16 protein-coding genes and 1 pseudogene are annotated in these 15,990 nt (G+C 72.2%); 10 read left to right on the forward strand and 7 right to left on the reverse strand.

Annotated elements, in window-relative coordinates; genetic code table 11:
• Nucleotides 1-39 precede the first annotated feature (39 nt).
• From ACIBUY_RS24865 to ACIBUY_RS24885, 5 genes are all read left to right on the forward strand, one after another.
• Nucleotides 40-1,122, forward strand: a complete 1,083-nt coding sequence (locus tag ACIBUY_RS24865; protein ID WP_399153749.1) for a dihydrodipicolinate reductase — start codon at nucleotides 40-42, stop codon at nucleotides 1,120-1,122.
• Nucleotides 1,119-1,598, forward strand: coding sequence for a carboxymuconolactone decarboxylase family protein (locus ACIBUY_RS24870; RefSeq protein ID WP_399153750.1), 480 nt, complete (start codon nucleotides 1,119-1,121; stop codon nucleotides 1,596-1,598). The genes ACIBUY_RS24865 and ACIBUY_RS24870 overlap by 4 nt, the downstream gene beginning before the upstream one ends.
• A 233-nt stretch (nucleotides 1,599-1,831) precedes the next feature.
• Complete coding sequence (locus ACIBUY_RS24875) at nucleotides 1,832-3,472, forward strand: GMC oxidoreductase (protein WP_365574649.1); 1,641 nt, start codon at nucleotides 1,832-1,834, stop codon at nucleotides 3,470-3,472.
• A 186-nt stretch (nucleotides 3,473-3,658) separates the two neighbouring features.
• Nucleotides 3,659-4,618 (forward strand): alpha/beta fold hydrolase, encoded by a 960-nt coding sequence (locus ACIBUY_RS24880; RefSeq protein WP_365574646.1) that lies wholly within the window; start codon nucleotides 3,659-3,661, stop codon nucleotides 4,616-4,618.
• Nucleotides 4,619-4,878: 260 nt separating this feature from the next.
• On the forward strand, nucleotides 4,879-5,343 hold the full coding sequence (locus ACIBUY_RS24885; protein ID WP_365574643.1) for a cupin domain-containing protein: 465 nt from the start codon (nucleotides 4,879-4,881) through the stop codon (nucleotides 5,341-5,343).
• A gap of 10 nt (nucleotides 5,344-5,353) precedes the next feature.
• On the opposite strand, the gene ACIBUY_RS24890 is transcribed toward ACIBUY_RS24885, so the two are convergent.
• Nucleotides 5,354-6,325 carry a D-2-hydroxyacid dehydrogenase family protein gene (locus ACIBUY_RS24890; protein WP_399153751.1) on the reverse strand — a complete coding sequence of 324 codons (972 nt, stop codon included), beginning with the start codon at nucleotides 6,323-6,325 and terminating at the stop codon, nucleotides 5,354-5,356.
• A gap of 136 nt (nucleotides 6,326-6,461) precedes the next feature.
• Here ACIBUY_RS24890 and ACIBUY_RS24895 point away from each other — a divergent pair, with 136 nt between their 5' ends.
• Entirely contained in the window at nucleotides 6,462-6,719 is a 258-nt protein-coding gene (locus ACIBUY_RS24895; protein WP_399153752.1) for a Rho termination factor, read from the forward strand.
• A gap of 247 nt (nucleotides 6,720-6,966) precedes the next feature.
• A pseudogene (locus tag ACIBUY_RS24900) lies at nucleotides 6,967-7,809 on the forward strand (family 16 glycosylhydrolase); the annotation flags it as partial.
• A 14-nt stretch (nucleotides 7,810-7,823) separates the two neighbouring features.
• On the opposite strand, the gene ACIBUY_RS24905 reads toward ACIBUY_RS24900, so the two are convergent.
• Both ACIBUY_RS24905 and ACIBUY_RS24910 read right to left on the reverse strand, forming a co-directional pair.
• Nucleotides 7,824-8,552, reverse strand: a complete 729-nt coding sequence (locus tag ACIBUY_RS24905) for a ribonuclease H (protein ID WP_399153753.1) — start codon at nucleotides 8,550-8,552, stop codon at nucleotides 7,824-7,826.
• Between the two features lie 81 nt (nucleotides 8,553-8,633).
• Entirely contained in the window at nucleotides 8,634-9,029 is a 396-nt protein-coding gene (locus ACIBUY_RS24910) for a nitroreductase/quinone reductase family protein (protein ID WP_399153754.1), read from the reverse strand.
• Between the two features lie 317 nt (nucleotides 9,030-9,346).
• Between ACIBUY_RS24910 and ACIBUY_RS24915 the strand changes: the two genes are divergently transcribed.
• Nucleotides 9,347-10,174, forward strand: coding sequence for an endo alpha-1,4 polygalactosaminidase (locus tag ACIBUY_RS24915; protein ID WP_399153755.1), 828 nt, complete (start codon nucleotides 9,347-9,349; stop codon nucleotides 10,172-10,174).
• Nucleotides 10,175-10,227: 53 nt separating this feature from the next.
• Here the strand turns inward: ACIBUY_RS24915 and ACIBUY_RS24920 are convergent, their stop codons facing one another.
• The 3 genes from ACIBUY_RS24920 to ACIBUY_RS24930 form a co-directional block, all read right to left on the reverse strand.
• Nucleotides 10,228-11,544, reverse strand: coding sequence for an LCP family protein (locus ACIBUY_RS24920; RefSeq protein WP_399153756.1), 1,317 nt, complete (start codon nucleotides 11,542-11,544; stop codon nucleotides 10,228-10,230).
• A gap of 141 nt (nucleotides 11,545-11,685) precedes the next feature.
• Nucleotides 11,686-12,672 carry a hypothetical protein gene (locus ACIBUY_RS24925; RefSeq protein WP_399153757.1) on the reverse strand — a complete coding sequence of 329 codons (987 nt, stop codon included), beginning with the start codon at nucleotides 12,670-12,672 and terminating at the stop codon, nucleotides 11,686-11,688.
• An 87-nt stretch (nucleotides 12,673-12,759) separates the two neighbouring features.
• Complete coding sequence (locus ACIBUY_RS24930) at nucleotides 12,760-13,674, reverse strand: MerR family transcriptional regulator (RefSeq protein WP_365574620.1); 915 nt, start codon at nucleotides 13,672-13,674, stop codon at nucleotides 12,760-12,762.
• Between the two features lie 87 nt (nucleotides 13,675-13,761).
• Here ACIBUY_RS24930 and ACIBUY_RS24935 point away from each other — a divergent pair, with 87 nt between their 5' ends.
• Both ACIBUY_RS24935 and ACIBUY_RS24940 read left to right on the forward strand, forming a co-directional pair.
• A complete protein-coding gene (locus ACIBUY_RS24935) occupies nucleotides 13,762-14,565 on the forward strand; it encodes an alpha/beta fold hydrolase (RefSeq protein WP_365574617.1) in 804 nt (267 codons plus the stop codon).
• 56 nt (nucleotides 14,566-14,621) lie between these two features.
• A complete protein-coding gene (locus tag ACIBUY_RS24940) occupies nucleotides 14,622-14,861 on the forward strand; it encodes a hypothetical protein (RefSeq protein ID WP_365574614.1) in 240 nt (79 codons plus the stop codon).
• A 56-nt stretch (nucleotides 14,862-14,917) separates the two neighbouring features.
• On the opposite strand, the gene ACIBUY_RS24945 is transcribed toward ACIBUY_RS24940, so the two are convergent.
• Nucleotides 14,918-15,859: an SDR family oxidoreductase gene (locus ACIBUY_RS24945; protein ID WP_399153799.1), complete on the reverse strand. Its 942-nt coding sequence runs from the start codon at nucleotides 15,857-15,859 to the stop codon at nucleotides 14,918-14,920.
• Between the last annotated feature and the right edge of the window lie 131 nt (nucleotides 15,860-15,990).

A 15,990-nucleotide genomic window follows, 5' to 3' on the forward strand; every position in this document is an offset into this window, starting at 1 on the left:
ATCTATGAACTGACGATCCATCAGGTTACGCTCCGGCGCATGACTTCCACGGTGGTCTGGGGCACCGGGAACGTGGGCCGCGCGGCGATCCGAGCCGTCGACGCCCACCCCGGGCTCGAACTCTCCGGCGTGCTCGTGCACGACCCCGCCAAGGACGGCCGCGACGCGGGCGACCTGGCCGGGCTCGACCACGCCCTCGGTGTCACCGCGTCGACCGACGTCGACGCGGTGCTCGCGGCCCGGCCCGGCGCCGTCTTCTACGCCGCCTCCGGTGACCTGCGCCCCGACGACGCCCTCGCCGACATCTGCCGCGCCCTGCGCGCCGGTGCCGTCGTCGTCTCCCCAGCCCTCTATCCGCTCTACGACCCGCGCAGCGCACCGCCCGAGTTCACCGACCCGGTGCGCGCGGCGATCGCCGAGGGCGGCGGTTCGCTGTTCGTCTCCGGCGTCGACCCGGGCTGGGCCAACGACGTGCTGCCGCTCCTGGTCAGCGGTCTCGGCAGCCGCATCGACGTGGTCCGCTGCCAGGAGATCTTCGACTACTCGACGTACGACCAGCCGGACGCGGTCCGCGACCTCATCGGCATGGGCCACCCGATGGAGTACGAGCCGCTGATGCTCGCCGAGACCGTCCCGACGATGGTGTGGGGCGGCCAACTGCGCCTGATGGCACGGGCGCTCGGGGTCGAACTCGAGGACATCCGCGAGACGGTGCAGCGCCGTCCGCTGGACGGCGACGTGACGACCGCGGCCATGGGCGACTTCGCGGCGGGCACGCAGGGCGCGGTCCGCTTCGAGGTGCAGGGCATCGTGGACGGCGAGGCCCGCATCGTCGTCGAGCACGTGACCCGGATCCATCCGTCGTGCGCCCCCGACTGGCCCGTGCCGCCCGGCGGCGGCGCCGGTGCGCACCGCGTGATCATCGAGGGGCGGCCGCGGATCGAGGTGACCGTGCAGGCCGTCGACGAGGGCGGCAACCACGCGGCGGGCGGCAACGCGACCGCGGTGGGCCGCCTGGTCGGCGCCATCGACTGGCTGACGGCCCACCCGCCGGGACTGTACGACGCGCTCGACATTCCCGTGCCGCCCGCCGCCGGCCGACTCGGAAGGAAGCAGCCATGAGGATCGACATCCCCGAGGGCCAGGACCCCATCGGGTACGTGTGGGGCGAGATGGTGCCGGGCATCGGGCCCGCCGCCGCCGGGTTCTCGATGGCGGTGTACGAGCACACGACGCTGGGGCTGCGCGAGTTCGAGGCGGCGCGGCTGCGGATCGCGCAGATCAACGGGTGCCTGTTCTGCCTGGACTGGCGCACCGAGCGGGACGGCGAGAAGGTCGAGAACTCCTTCCTCGACGCGGTGGAGAACTGGCGCGACGCCGACGGCTTCGACGAGCGGACCCGGCTCGCCGCCGAGTACGCGGAGCGCTACGCCGTCGACCACCACGGCCTGGACGAGGAGTTCTGGCAGCGGATGACCGCCCGCTACAGCCAGGCCGAGATCGTGGAACTGAGCATGGCCATCGGCTCGTGGCTCGCCTTCGGGCGGCTCAACCACGTCCTCGGGCTCGACGCCGTCTGTGTCCTGCCGAAGTCCTGACCGACCGCTGAACCGCTGAACCGCTGAACCGCTGAACCGCTGAACCACGAAGCCGCCGGGCCCGTCAGGGCCCGGCGGCTTCGCGCTGCCCGGACGCGGCTGCGGGCAGCACTCAGACACAAGATCACTCTCTATAACAAGATCGGACAGAAGTTACCCATCGGAATGTCGTGACTTTCCAAGGGGCGAGCAGTAGAACTCGTTGCCATTCCCCCAAGAGTGAGGAAGATCACATGGCATCAAAGTGTCAGCGTGTTCCCGGTTCTGACGGGATATCACGTCGAAGACTTCTGACAGCAACAGGTTCTATTCTCGGCGCCACCACCTTGCTCGGGCAGAACGCGGCGGCCTACGCCCGTCCCCTCGCGGCCGCGGACATACCCAACGGCGCCAGCGTCCCCGTCCTCGTCATCGGGACCGGCTACGGCGGCTCGGTCGCGGCCCTGCGCCTGGCCCAGGCCGGTATCGACGTGCAGATGGTCGAGATGGGCCAGGACTGGGTCACCCCGGGACCCGACGGCAAGATCCACCCGAAGGTCACGAGCCCCGACTACCGCTCGTTCTGGATGCGCACCAAGACCAAAGCGCCGCTGAGCAACTTCCTCGGATTCCCCATCGACAAGAGCGTGCCGAAGTACGCGGGCATCCTGGACGCGGAGGACTTCGCCGGGATCACCGTCTACCAAGGACGCGGAGTGGGCGGCGGATCGCTGGTCAACGGCGGTATGGCCGTCACGCCCAAACGGCAGAACTTCGCCGGCGTACTCCCCTCGGTCAACGCGGACGAGATGTACAGCACCTACTACCCGCGGGCGAACGCCGGGCTCGGTGTCGGCCTGGTCGACCCGACCTGGTTCGAGCGGACCTCGTACTACCAGTACTCGCGCGTGGGCCGGAAGCACGCCCAACGCTCGGGCTTCGCCTGGACGTTCGTCCCGGACGTGTACGACTGGGACTACATGGTCGCCGAGGACAACGGCACCGTCCCCAAGTCGGCGCTCGGCCAGGAGATCCTCTACGGCAACAACTACGGCAAGAAGACCCTCGCGAAGACCTACCTCGCCCAGGCCAGGGCCACCGGCAGGGTCACCGTCACCCCGCTGCACGAGGTCACCTCGGTCCGGCCCGCGCCGTCCGGCGGCTACCTCGTCGACATGAAGCAGATCAACACCGCGGGCGACACCGTGGGCACCAAGACCGTCACCTCGGGCAGGGTGTTCTTCGCCGCGGGCAGCGTGGGCACCAGCAAACTGCTCGTGAAGCTCAAGGCCACCGGCGCCCTTGCGAACCTCAACAGCGAGGTCGGTCAGGGCTGGGGCGACAACGGCAACGTCATGTGCGGCCGCGCCAACCACCTGTGGGACCCGACCGGCGACGTCCAGTCGACCATCCCCTGCTCCGGCATCGACAACTGGGACGCGGGCGGCGCCTTCGCCGAGGTCGCCCCGCTCCCCACCGGCATCGAGACGTTCGCCTCGTTCTACCTCTCGATCACCAGGACCACCCGGCGTGCGGCGTTCTCGTACAACCCCGGCACGGACGGGGTCGACCTCTCCTGGCAGACGGCCTGGAAGCAGGACTCCATCACCATGGCCAAGAGCATCTTCGACAAGATCAACCAGAAGGAAGGGACGATCTACCGCAGCGACCTGTTCGGCTCCAACAAGATCTGGGGCGACCACCTCACCTACCACCCGCTGGGCGGGGCGGTCCTGAACAAGGCGACCGACAACTACGGGCGCCTTCACGGGTACAGCGGCCTCTACGTCATCGACGGCGCCCTGATCCCCGGCAACACGACCGTGAATCCCTTCGTCACCATCACGGCACTGGCCGAGCGCAACATCGAGAACATCATCGCCACTGACCTGTAGCCCACTGACCTGTGGCCCGGCCATCAGGCCGACGACCAGGCCGGCCATCGGCGCCGTCGCCCCCGGCCCGCGGGCGACGGCGCCGACGCTCCTGTGCGCCACATGGATCATGCTCGCGCGCGGGTGCGTACGGGCCCGGCGAGGGTGGGGACACGTGTTCACACCCTCGAACTCCGGGAGTCCCCCATGCGCTCCGTTCTACGCCACGCCGCCGCCGTGCTGGTCGCCGGCGCCCTCACCCTCGGCTCGGCCGGCGCCGCCTCGGCCGCCCCCACCGTTTCGGCCGACCCGGTCGCCGACGCCAAGAAGCTGGCCACGCCCCGACTGCCAGGGGTCAACGACTGGTCCTGCAAACCGTCCGCCGCCCACCCCAGACCCGTGATCCTGGTGCACGGCACCTTCGACTCGGGCCGCGTGTGGCGCGAGACCGCCCCCGACTACACGAAGGCCGGATACTGCGTCTTCGCCCTCGACTACGGCAAGACCGGCGGCCTGCTGAGCCTGGTGGTCGGCGGCATCGGCCGGATCGCGGACTCCGCCAAGCAGCTGCGCGTCTTCGTCGACGGCGTGCTCGCCGCGACCGGCACCGACCAGGTCGACATCGTCGGACACTCGCAGGGCGGCATGATGCCGCGCCAGTACATGAAGTTCGAGGGCGGCGCGACGAAGGTGCACACGCTGGTGGGGATCTCCCCCTCCAACCACGGCACGGGCAAGAACGACTTCGCCGCGACGATCCTCGAGGACAACCCCGAACTCCAGTCGCTCCTCGACGCGTTCACGGCCCTGGTGCCGATCGGGGCGTTCGTCGACATCCCGTGCCCGGCCTGCACGGACCAGACGTACGGCTCGCCGTTCCTGAAGAAGCTCAACGCCGGGGGCGACACCCTGCCGGGCGTGCACTACACGGTGATCGTGACCGACAAGGACAAGGTGGTCGTCCCGCCCAAGGGCCAGTTCCTCACCGGTGAGAACGTCGACAACATCCTGCTGCAGAACGTGTGTCCGGCAAACAAGGCGCAGCACAGCAACTCGGTGTCCGACCCGGTCGCCACGCGCCTCGCACTCAACGCCCTCGACCCGGAGCACCCGGTCAAGCCGACCTGCCCGAGCCTGACGAACAGCATCCTCGACCTGCTCGACTGAGACCGGGCTCTGACAGGAGGCCTCCTTTGGCAGGGGGCGGGGACGTCTGTTCCGCTGTGGCCAGTGCCGCGTGGCGCCGGCCACAGTGCTGTGCGCCGGCCGGATGCCGGGCGAGCACCCTTCACTCAGGGACCACGTCATGAGCCGACACTCCACGACCTGACGACAGGACGACCTGGTGACCTTGCTCGCCGACGTGCCGTGGCCGCCGCCGCGCCCGTAGGGTTGCCCCGGGACCACCGCCTCCACAGGGAGCCGCCGTGCGCGACTGGCAGACCGAGCTCGACCTCGAACCGCACGGCGAGGGCGGGTGGTTCCGGCGGATCTACACCGGCCCGCAGGAGATGACGACCGCGCACGGGCCGCGCCCGTCGGCCACGTCGATCTACTACCTGCTCGACGAGAAGCAGCCCTGCGGCCTGCTGCACCGCAACCGCAGCGACATCCTCCACTTCCTGATCGACGGCGGACCGCTGGAGTACGTCACGGTCGACCCGGCGGGCACCCTGACCCGCACCGTGCTCGGCGCGGACGCGGAACGGTTCCTGCTGGTGCCGGGCGGGTGGTGGAAGGCGTCGCGGCTGCTCGGCGGCGCCCGCCGGGGCCTGGTGGCGGAGGTCGTCACGCCGGGGTTCGACTACGCGGACCACGAGTTCGCCACGGCCGCCGTTCTGGACGAACTCCCGCACCTCGCCGAGGAGTTGCGAGAGTTCGTACGCCCGTGAGGAGCGGCGGTCAGCCGAGCGTACGGATCGGGGCGTCCGCGAGGTACGCCTCGATGTCCTCGACCGCGCCCTGGAAGTAGCCGTCGTAGTTGCGGCCGGTGACATAGCCGAGGTGCGGCAGGCCGAGGAAGTTCGGCGCGGTGCGCAGCGGGTCGTCCAGGGGCAGCGGCTCGGTCGCGAAGACGTCGCTGCCCGCCCCGGCGATCCAGCCCTCGCACAGCGCCCGCACCAGTGCGTCCTGGTCGACGATCGCCGCGCGCGAGGTGTTGACCAGGTACGCGGTGGGGCGCATCCGGCGCAGTTCGGCCGCGCCGACGAGCCCTCGGGTGCGCTCGCTCAGGACGAGGTGCACGGAGACGAAGTCGCTGGTCTCCAGGAGGTCTTCCTTGGAGGCGGCGAGCGTGACCCCGGCGTCGGCGGCCCGCTGCGCCGTCAGGTTCTGGCTCCACGCCGCCACGTCCATCCCGAAGGCGGCGCCGACGCGGGCGACCTTGGTGCCGATCTTGCCGAGTCCGAGCAGGCCGAGGCGGCGGCCGTGCAGATCGGCGCCGAGGGTGGACTGCCAGGGCCCGCCGGAGCGCAGGTTGCCGTTCTCCGTGACGACGCCGCGGGCGAGGCCGAGCAACAGTGCCCAGGTCAGTTCGGCGGGCGGCTCCGAGTTGCTCGGGGTGCCGCAGACGGTGACGCCGTGCGCGGCCGCGGCGGCGAGGTCGATCGAGGCGTTGCGCATCCCCGAGGTGATCAGCAGCCGCAGTTTCGGCAGCCGGGCGAAGAGCTCGGCGGGGAACGGGGTGCGCTCCCGCATCACCACGACGATCTCGCAGTCGCCGATCTCGGCGACGAGGTCGTCGCGCGCGGGCAGGTGCCGGTCGAGGAACCGCACGTCGACGCGGCCGGCGAGCCGCGGCCAGTCCGCCCGCTCACGGGCGACGCCCTGGTAGTCGTCGAGTACGGCACAACGCGACGTGGAACCCGTGGTCACCAACACTCCCTGTTTCGCTCGGCTGCCGGAACGCTGCCGGAACCCTAGTACGGGTTTCGCCTCGCGCCCGCGGCCCACCCGGGGTAGGCAGGAAGGGGGGGCGAAGATCCGTCCCGTCGTACCGGAGGTGATCACCGTGCCGCGTGCACAGATCAAGGACGAGAAGACGTACCAGGCGCTGCGCCGCGAGGGCGCGAGCAAGGAGAAGGCGGCCCGCATCGCCAACGACGCGGCGCGCTCGTCACGCTCGGCGACCGGCCGCAAGGGCGGGAAGGCGGGTGCGTACGAGGACCGCACGAAGGAAGACCTGTACCGCGAGGCCCAGAAGATCGGCATCGAGGGCCGCTCTCGGATGTCCAAGGACGAGCTCGTCAAGGCGCTGCGCTCGCACTAGAACCGCTCCCCCAGCAGGGCCCCGGCGTCGCGGACGCCGGGGCCCTGCGCCGTACGCGCGGCGATCAACTGGCCGCCCGCGCGGCCGAGTTGGCGTGCATTGGTACGGACGAACACCTTGACGACCCTTCCGAGCGCCCCTTAAATCAACTCTTGAAGTTAACGCACCACGCGCATCTCTCTTGTCTTCACTTTCTGGCGTGCCCGGGACAGGCACGATCCCCCTACCCGAAGTGACGTGATGCTCCATGCGCATACCTCTGAGCCGCAGACTCTCCCTGGCCACGGCCGCGCTCCTGTGTGCCGGCGCCGCGCTCGTCCCCACGGCGAACGCGGCCGGGACCGGCGGGGCCTCGGCCGCCGCGGTCACCTTCGCCGACGAGTTCGACGGGCCCGCGGGCGCCGCCGCCGACGGGTCGAAGTGGCAGATCGAGACCGGCGACAACGTCAACAACCACGAGCGGCAGTACTACACCGCGGGCGCGAACAACGCCGCACTGGACGGCCAGGGCCATCTGGTCATCACCGCCCGCAAGGAGAACCCCGGCAACTACCAGTGCTGGTACGGCAGTTGTCAGTACACCTCGGCCCGCCTGAACACCGCGGGCAGGTTCACGACGACGCACGGGCACGTCGAGGCGCGGATGAAGGTGCCGCGCGGGCAGGGCATGTGGCCGGCGTTCTGGATGCTCGGCGACAACATCGGCTCGGTGGGCTGGCCGGCGTCGGGCGAGATCGACGTGATGGAGAACGTGGGCTTCGAGCCGTCCACGGTGCACGGCACGATCCACGGGCCCGGCTACTCGGGGTCGGGCGGCATCGGCGCCGGCTACTCGCTGCCCGGCGGACAGGCGTTCGCGGACGCGTTCCACACGTTCGCCGTGGACTGGTCGCCGAACTCCATCAAGTGGTCGGTGGACGGGAACGTCTACCAGACCCGCACCCCCGCCGACGTCGGCGGCAACCAGTGGGTGTTCGAGCACCCGTTTTTCATCATCCTCAACCTGGCCGTCGGCGGGTACTGGCCGGGTGACCCGGACGGCAGCACGCAGTTCCCGCAGCAACTGGTCGTGGACTACGTCCGGGTCTCGAACGGCTAGCCGTCTCAGTCCGAGGTGCGGCACTCCGGGTGGCCCCAGCCGTCGGGGTTCTTGGCGATGTCCTCGCCCGCGGCGTACGAGCGGCCGCAGCGGCAGCGGCCGGGGTACTTCGCCTTGAGCGTGCGCGCCGAGGCGGACCCCGACGACGAGGCCGCCCGCTTGCCGGCAGCCGCGGAGCGGGGTGCCGCCCCGGACGACGACTTCGACGGCTTCGGCGCCTTCGACGAGGGGGACGACGGCGGCGGCTCGGGCGAGCCGAGTGTGCTGCCGGCGTCCTGCTGCTGGACGGCGGCCTGGCTGGCGGCCCGGTCCGCGAAGTCGTTGAGCGGGTCGCCGTCGACCTGGTGCGCGGGCACGTACCTGAACTCGACCGTACGGCCCTGGAGCAGGGAGTCGATCCGGGCGACGAGCTCCTGGTTGGCGACGGGCTTGCCCGCGGCCGTCTTCCAGCCCTTGCGCTTCCAGCCGGGCAGCCAGGTGGTGACCGCCTTCATCGCGTACTGGGAGTCCATCCGCACCTCGAGCGGCACGGCCGGATCCACGGTGCTCAACAGCCGCTCCAGGGCGGTGAGTTCGGCGACGTTGTTCGTCGCCGTGCCCAGCGCGCCGGCCTCCCACTGCACGGGCTTCTCGTCGCCGTCGGCGATGACCCAGGCCCATGCGGCGGGCCCGGGGTTTCCTTTGGACGCGCCGTCACACGCGGCGATCACACGTTCTGCCATGCCCCCGATCATGCCAGGGCCCGCGCCCGATCGAGCACTACTGGCATGTCCACGCCCAACGACTGACGCCGCGGCGAGCGGCTCGCCGCGGCGTCAGTCGTCGAAGTCCACGCGGATCGTGAGGAGTTGGGTGCCCAGGGCGCGGACGGCCGCGCTGTTGTAGCGGGGCAGTGCCTTCAGGCGGGCCCGTGCGTCGTCGTCGGGCAGGAGGCGGGCGGTGCCGGTGTGCCAGCGCCCGTTCAGCCGGACGCGCACCTTCGCGTCGGCCTGGATGTTGCGTACGTACTGCGAGGCGAGACCGAACTCGGAGACGATCCAGAAGGAGTCCCCCACGCGCCGCCCGCCGAGCGGGGTCCTGCGCGGCAGCCCCGAGGTGCGTCCCGTGGTCTCCAGCAGGGTCTGCCAGGGCAGCCGCTTCGACAGCGGGTTGGCGACCCTCCGCTGGAACGTGGTGACGATCCGGTGCTTGGTCTCATGAGAGCGCGACATGTGCGGCACTGTAGCCGCGCACGAGAATGCCCCGGCCGTGACGGGGGACCACGGCCGGGGCGGCTGAGAGGTGGGCACGGATGGCGGTCGCCTCTCGGCGGGGGGCTCCGCAGGGCTTCAGCCGAACGATCTTCCCTGCGGGCTGTGGGTGAGGCCCGGGGACACTGTTCCATCCGTGTCCACGGTGGGTTCAACGGGCAAGGGGGCAGGCTTGTTCCCGCCGGTGGCGGGGCGGGGCGTGAGGTGCGTCACGACCGGCGCGGCCGCGGGTGCGTCCCTTGCGGAAGACCGGCGGGTCCGGGCCCTAAGGTGCTGTGGTGATCTTCGTTCCGCCGGCCCGACGGCCGTCCGCCCTGCTCCTGGTCCTGGCCGTGTTCCTGCTGGCGGCCTGCTCGTCGGCGCCGGACTCCGCGGAGCGCACGGGGGGTGTCGAACTGCCCACGCCGCACCAGGACTTCGACTACCAGATCGGCGGCGCCTACCCGCCGCCCTCCGGCGTACGGGCGGTCGTCCGCGACCGGAGCGCTGCCCCGGCCCGCGGGCTCTACAACGTCTGCTACGTCAACGCGTTCCAGGCCCAGCCCGACGCACTGCCCTGGTGGCAGAGCAACCATCCCGATCTGCTGCTGCGCGACGGACACGGCCGGCCGGTGATCGACGAGGACTGGGACGAGGCGCTGCTCGACCTGTCCACGGCGGACAAGCGGGCGCGGCTCGTCGAGGTCGTCGGGCCGTGGATCGACGGCTGCGCGGACTCCGGTCACCAGGCCGTCGAGCCCGACAACCTCGACTCCTACACGCGCTCCCGCGGCCTGCTGAAGGCGTCGGACGCGGCGGCGTACGCGGCGCTGATCTCCGAGCGGGCGCACACCGCGGGACTCGCCGCCGGCCAGAAGAACACCGCCGAACTGCTGCCGCGGCACGCGGCCATGGGCTTCGACTTCGCGGTGGCCGAGGAGTGCGCCCGCTACGACGAGTGCGGGGACTACGCCTCCGCGTACGACGACCGGGTCTTCGTCGTCGAATACCGCGCAGCCGACTTCACGCGCGCCTGCCGCGCCTGGGGCGAGCGTCTTTCGATCGTGCTGCGGGACCGGGATGTGCGGCCCGCGGGCGACGCGGGGTACGTGCGCAGGACCTGCTGAACCTGGCGGGTCGAGGGTCCCGGCACCCTCGACCCGCCAGGCCCGCCGGCCGTTCAGCCCTTCGGGCAGCGCAGCCGGTCGCCGGTGACGGGTGCGCCCTCCACCATGCTGCGGTCGTACGTCACCTGCGTCACGCCGCGGTCCTCGGCGCCGACCTCGACCCGGAAGACGGGCCCGAAGCCGGTCACGGGGCGCAGCCGGGCGCCGGGCAGGGCCGCGGCCAACGACGGTGCGTAGCGGGCGCGTTCGGGGTCGTACGTGACGACGGTCGGGCCCGACGGGCGGATCGCGGGGGCGGGCGCCTCGCTGACGTCGAAGCCGCTGGCGCTCAGGCCCGCGGCGGTCCTGGCGTCGTCGACCGTGACCCGGGTCGCGGACGGCGGCATACCGACGGCGACCGGGCCGCCGGGCTGCCGGGCGGCGGCGAGGGGCCGGTCGTCGCGCAACGCCGCGAAGATCTGCTCCGCGCGCGGCTCGTCCCACAGCAGGGTGGAGCCCCAGTCCGGGACGCGGTGGTCGAAGTCGCTGATCGGTACGGTGGCGAACTCCGTCCGGCTCGGGGTGAGTTCGCGCATCGCCCAGGCCAGCGAGACGAGCGTACGGGCGTCGGTGTGGCCGTCGGTGCGCACATGGGCGAGCAGGGCGCGGGCCGTGCGCGCGGTGGCGACCGGGTCCTGGAAGAGCCTGGCGTCCGACAGGCGGGCCAACAGGCCGAGCAGCAGGCGCTGTTGGCGGCGCACGCGGCCCAGGTCGCCGGGCGGGAAGACGTGGCGGGCGCGGGCGTAGCGCAGGGCTCCGCGGCCGTCGAGGTCGCTGGTGCCCGCGGCGAGGTTCAGGCCGGAGTTCTCGTCGGTGAGGGGGGTGTCGGTGCAGACCTCGGCGCCGCCCAGCGCGTCGACGGCTGCGGCGAACTGGCGGAAGTCGGTCTCCAGGTAGTGGTCGATGTGCAGGCCCGTGGCGCGTTCGACGGTGCGTACGGTCAGGTCGGCGCCGCCGTGCTTGAACGCCCCGTTGATCTTGCCGCTGTGTGCGGGGTGGTCGTGCGGCGCGAACGGCACGTACGAGTCGCGCGGCAGGGACACGACGCTGAGCCGGTGTCCGTCGGCGGCGATGTGCACGAGCATCAGCACGTCGGTGCAGTTGCACTCCTGGCCGCCGACGTGCAGCCGGTTGATCTCTTCGCGGGTCAGGTTGCTGCGCCGGTCGAGCCCGGCGACGAGCAGGTTCGTGCCGTGCCCGAGCCCGGCCGCCGCGCCGTCGGGCGCGGGCGCGGGGCCGGGATCGGCGCCCGCGACGCCGGTCCAGGCGAGGGTGCCGGTCAGCAGGGCGGCGGCCAGGGCGTGGCGGCGACGGGAACGGTGTGGGGGCATGCATACCTCCGCCGGGAGCAGTCGGATCGCTCGGATCAGTCGGTCGGATCAGTTGGCCGGATCAGTTGGCCGGATCAGTTGGTCGGATCGGCCAGATCAGTTGGATCCGCACGCTAGGCCCGATTTACACCGTTATGCCGCTTATTGCCGCGTGGTGCTCGCCGATTCACCGTCCTGCCCGCACCCGTGGGCCTCCCGCGGCCTCGACCGCCGCAGCGCCAGGGCCAGCAGGGCGGCGCCCGCACCGACGGCGACCGTGTGCTCGGCGAGGGCGAGCGGCATGCGCTGGTAGGGCTCGTAGTCGCCGGGCCGCAGCACCGCGCAGGCCAGCCGCCAGGCGTTCCAGGCGAACAGGGAGCCGGAGCCTACGAAGGCGAGCGTCATCGCGAGCCACAGTGGGGTGCCGCGCAGCAGCCGCCCGGTGAGCAGCCAGGCGCCGAGGGTGCCGAGCACCGCCCACAGGGCGCCGTTGCCGATCAGCAGGCGGATGCTCAACTCCCAGTCCGAGGCGCCCGGCCGAAGGCCCTTCCTGCCTCCGGCGGACCAGTAGAGCCACAGCGCTGCCGGGGCGAGTGCGGCTGCCGTCAGGATGAGCAACCGGGGCAGTGACACCACGAGCGCGGGCCGTCCGGCCTCGCCCCGGAAGACGTGCGGCCAGCGGGCGCGGAGGTAGAGGGGCAGGGCGAGCGCGACCCCGATCGCCATTCCGGCGAAGCCGATGGTGATCAGGGCCGATTCCCAGGCGGGCAGTGCGTCGCCGTCGTCCGTGCTGTGCGCGCCGCCCCCGTCGAGGTCGACGCCCGCCGCACCGAGCGCCGCGAGCACGACGCCGTACGGCACGAGCGAGCCGAGGAATCCGCAGGCCGTCCAGGCGAAGAACAGCACGGCGGGCGCGGGCAGGCGGCGGCCGAACGGCAGGGCGAGCGCGAGGCCGAGGGCGACCCCGACCGCGGCCATGACGACGGTCACCGCGTTCAGCAGGACCCACTCCCCCGGGCTCGAACGGGCCTCGGCGGGTCCGGCGCCGGCGAGGCCCACGCCCACCCACACCACCTTCACGCCGAGGTAGAGGGAGAGGGTGGTGGCAGCGCCGAGGCCCGCGTACCGCTGGACGGTGGATGCGTTCATGACCGGAGTGTCGCGACACCGGGGTGTGCGCGACGTCCACCGCGGGGACGGTCCGGCTCCGCCGCGTGGCGGAGGCGCGCATCGGACCTACGACGGTGCCGTGTCCGCCCCGAGCGCGGCGAAGAGCCAGTCGTGGGCGGCGCCCATCGTCGGGGGCGCGGCCGGGTCGACCTCGGCGGTGAGCTGCCAGTAGCGGTCGACGTCGGGCTGCGCGGTGCGGTGCAGCAGACCGCGCAGCAGCCTCCTGAACTCCCTTGTGTCCCTGGCCTGTTGGGCCTGTGCGTGCGCGGCGACGAACGCGTCGAGTGCGGACCCGGGACCGGGTGCACGGCCCGCCGTCAACTCGGCGGCGCCCAACTCGTAGGCCACGTCCAGACCTTCGTACAGGACGACCGGGTCGCAGCCGGCGTCGCGCGCGGGGGGCCGCGGGGCGACGGCCGTGCGGGCGTGCGCGTGCAACCGGGCGTACGCGAGCAGGCGGTCGGGGGCGGGGTCGGCGGGCGGGGTGCGCACGGCGGCGTCGACGACCGCCGTGGCGAGCGGTCGCGGCAGTCGGCGCAGCGGGAGGCGGCGGCGCCAGAACCGGGCGAGTTCGGTGGTGTCCGGGGGCAGGGGCGCGGCGGCGAGCACGGCGAGCCGGTCGGCGCGTTCGGCCGGGGACGCGGACTCCTCGACGAGCCGCAGCGCGCTCTCGCGCCAGCGCAGCGCGGCCAGTTCACCCCGTACGTCCGTCAGGCGCCGGGCGACCGCGTCCCGCAGGGCCCGCTCCCCCGTCAGCGCGCGCTCGATGTCCGGCACGGGCACGTCCAGGGCGCGCAACGCCCTGATCGTACGCAGCTGTTGGAGTGCCTCGGCACCGAATCTGCGGTGGCCGCCGCCGGTGCGCGGCAGTTGGGGCAGCAGGCCGCGGTCGGCGTAGAACCGGACGGCCTTCACGCTCGTCCGGGCCCGCTCGGCGAGCTCTCCGATGCCCATGCCTCGTTCGTCGCGGTCCGTCGCCACGCTTGAACCTCCCTTCGGGGGAGTTCCTACGGTACGTGCGTCCACGACACGTCCGAGAAGAATCCGAGGAGAAGGGGTCGACGCACCATGACGACTTTCGTGCTGGTGTCCGGGGGTTACACGGCGGGCTGGATCTGGCGGGACGTCGCCGCGGCGCTGCGCGGCGCGGGGCACCGGGTGTGTCCGGCGACGCTCACGGGGCTCGGCGACCGGCGTCATCTCGCCCTGCCCACCACGGACCTGGACACCCACGTCGAGGATCTGGTCCAGCTCCTCGACCACGTGCCCGAGCGCGACGTGGTCCTGGTCGGGCACTGCTACGGCATCCACCCGGCGCTCGGTGCCGCCTCGCGCAGGCCTGAGCGGATCGCGCGGCTCGTGTATCTGGACGCGGGCCTGCCCGGCGACGGGGACAGCGCGATGGATCTGGTGACGGACGAGGTGCGCGCATACCTCGTCGAGCGGGCGGCCGCCGAGGGCGACGGGGTGCGCGTGCCGCCCCCGCCCCTGTCGGAGGTCCGCGTCTGGGGCGACCTCCAGGACCTCGGGCCCGCCGAGCGCGAGCGGCTCTCCGGGTACGCGGCGCCCATGCCGATGGGGGTGCTGACGCAGGCGTTGCGGATGGCCGCGCCGCTGCCGTCCGAGCTCCCGACGACCGGGATCTTCTGCACGCTCGGCGGCGGTCCCGGCATCGCGACGATCGCGTCCCTGGTGGCGAGCGGCGACCCCCGGTTCGCGAAGCTGGCGCTGCCCACGGTCGGGTACTTCGAGCTGGCCACGGGGCACTGGCCGATGCTGTCCGCGCCGCGGGAGGTCGCCGCCGTACTGCTGCGGGCCGCGGCGGACGAGGGCGCGCGGCTCACCGCCACGGGCGCAGCGGCCGCCGATTGAGAACCGGTCTTCGAACCCCGCGTGCGGCGGCTGTCGGATGCGGCGAAGCTGAGGGCATGGACGGACTGGACGGATACCCCTCAGTTGTCGTGCACGCGGCCCAGCCCGGCGGGCGGCGCGTCTACATCCGCGGCGAGGACGCGGGGCTCGCCACGTCGGTGGCGGACGTCGTGGAGTTCCTGCGCCGGGCGGGCCTCGAGGACGCACCGCTCGACGACCCGGACCTCGTCGAATGGCGTGGCGGCGGCAGCGGGGTCTGGCCCACGCAGGTCGCCGACCCCGAGGACGGGATCTAGGACGAGCCCGCAAAGTCCCTTCGTCCGCCCGGAGGGCGGGCCGGGCGTCGCGCGCGTCAGCGGTAGCCGGTGACGTCGGCCGGCTTGTCCTCGTCCTGGACCTCCACCAGGTAGCGCCACGCGTCGGGGCGGCTGCCGTCCAGGTCGGTGTAACCGTAGACCTGGGCGAGGCCGCCGCTGGACTGCGAGGTGCCGTTGAAGCGGTGGACGTCCGAGTCGGCGGCGAGTGCGGCGACGGCACGGCCGGTGTAGCGCGGGGTCTCGGAGATGGCGAAGTGCGGCTCGGCGGTGAGCGCGTCGCGCCAGGACTCCTCGGTGACCTTGAACGCGTCGAGCATGATCTCCGAGCGCATCCAGCCCGGAGTGAGGGCGAGCGCCGTGGCGCCGCGCGGGCCCACTTCGTGGCCGAGGGAGAACGCCATGCGCAGCACGGAGCTCTTGGCCAGGTCGTAGAAGAACGAGTTCCGGTAGCGCGTGCCGTTGTACTCGGCCGTGCCGTCGGTGACCTCGACGACCAGTCCGCCGGGCCTGCGCAGGAGCAGCGGCAGTGCGAAGTGGCTGGTGACGGCGTGCGTCTCGACGGCGAGGCGGAGCAGCCTGAGCCCCTTGTCGAGGTCGTGCTCCCAGACCGGGTCGCCCCAGCCGAAGAGGGACTCGCCGCCCCAGATGTCGTTGACGAGGACGTCGAGCCGGCCCTGTTCGCGGTCGACGCGCGCGACGAGCGCCTTGACCTGGTCGTGTTCGAGGTGGTCGGTGGGGACGGCGATCCCGTGGCCGCCCGCCGCCGTGACCAGGTCGGCGGTGTCCTCGATGGTCTCGGCGCGGTCGTACTCGGAGCGCCGGGTGCGGGTCGTGCGGCCGGTGACGTAGACCGTGGCGCCCGCCGCGCCGAGTTCCACGGCGATGCCGCGGCCCGCGCCGCGGGTGGCCCCGGCGACCAGGGCGACCCTGCCGCTCAGGGGCGCCTGGTCGTCGGGCCGGTCGTTGTCCTGCTGCATCTGGTCCACGTCGTCACCTTCGTCTCCCGGTTCCGGGTCCGCCATCGACGGCCCGGGCTTCCGTCTCGTCCTCACAGCATCCCCGCGAATCCGGACATCTTCTGTCGGCCTTTCCGGCGGCTTTCCGGCGG

Origin of the sequence: Streptomyces sp. NPDC050085, assembly GCF_044460595.1 — a bacterium.
Taxonomy (GTDB): Bacteria; Actinomycetota; Actinomycetes; order Streptomycetales; family Streptomycetaceae; genus Streptomyces.

Coding starts and splice junctions, on each gene's coding strand:
- ACIBUY_RS24865 (WP_399153749.1), top strand. CDS start 40: ATGACTTCCACGGTGGTCTGGGGCACCGGGAACGTGGGCCGCGCGGCG.
- ACIBUY_RS24870 (WP_399153750.1), top strand. CDS start 1,119: ATGAGGATCGACATCCCCGAGGGCCAGGACCCCATCGGGTACGTGTGG.
- ACIBUY_RS24875 (WP_365574649.1), top strand. CDS start 1,832: ATGGCATCAAAGTGTCAGCGTGTTCCCGGTTCTGACGGGATATCACGT.
- ACIBUY_RS24880 (WP_365574646.1), top strand. CDS start 3,659: ATGCGCTCCGTTCTACGCCACGCCGCCGCCGTGCTGGTCGCCGGCGCC.
- ACIBUY_RS24905 (WP_399153753.1), bottom strand. CDS start 8,552: ATGATCGGGGGCATGGCAGAACGTGTGATCGCCGCGTGTGACGGCGCG.
- ACIBUY_RS24910 (WP_399153754.1), bottom strand. CDS start 9,029: ATGTCGCGCTCTCATGAGACCAAGCACCGGATCGTCACCACGTTCCAG.
- ACIBUY_RS24920 (WP_399153756.1), bottom strand. CDS start 11,544: ATGCCCCCACACCGTTCCCGTCGCCGCCACGCCCTGGCCGCCGCCCTG.
- ACIBUY_RS24925 (WP_399153757.1), bottom strand. CDS start 12,672: ATGAACGCATCCACCGTCCAGCGGTACGCGGGCCTCGGCGCTGCCACC.
- ACIBUY_RS24935 (WP_365574617.1), top strand. CDS start 13,762: ATGACGACTTTCGTGCTGGTGTCCGGGGGTTACACGGCGGGCTGGATC.
- ACIBUY_RS24940 (WP_365574614.1), top strand. CDS start 14,622: ATGGACGGACTGGACGGATACCCCTCAGTTGTCGTGCACGCGGCCCAG.
- ACIBUY_RS24945 (WP_399153799.1), bottom strand. CDS start 15,859: ATGCAGCAGGACAACGACCGGCCCGACGACCAGGCGCCCCTGAGCGGC.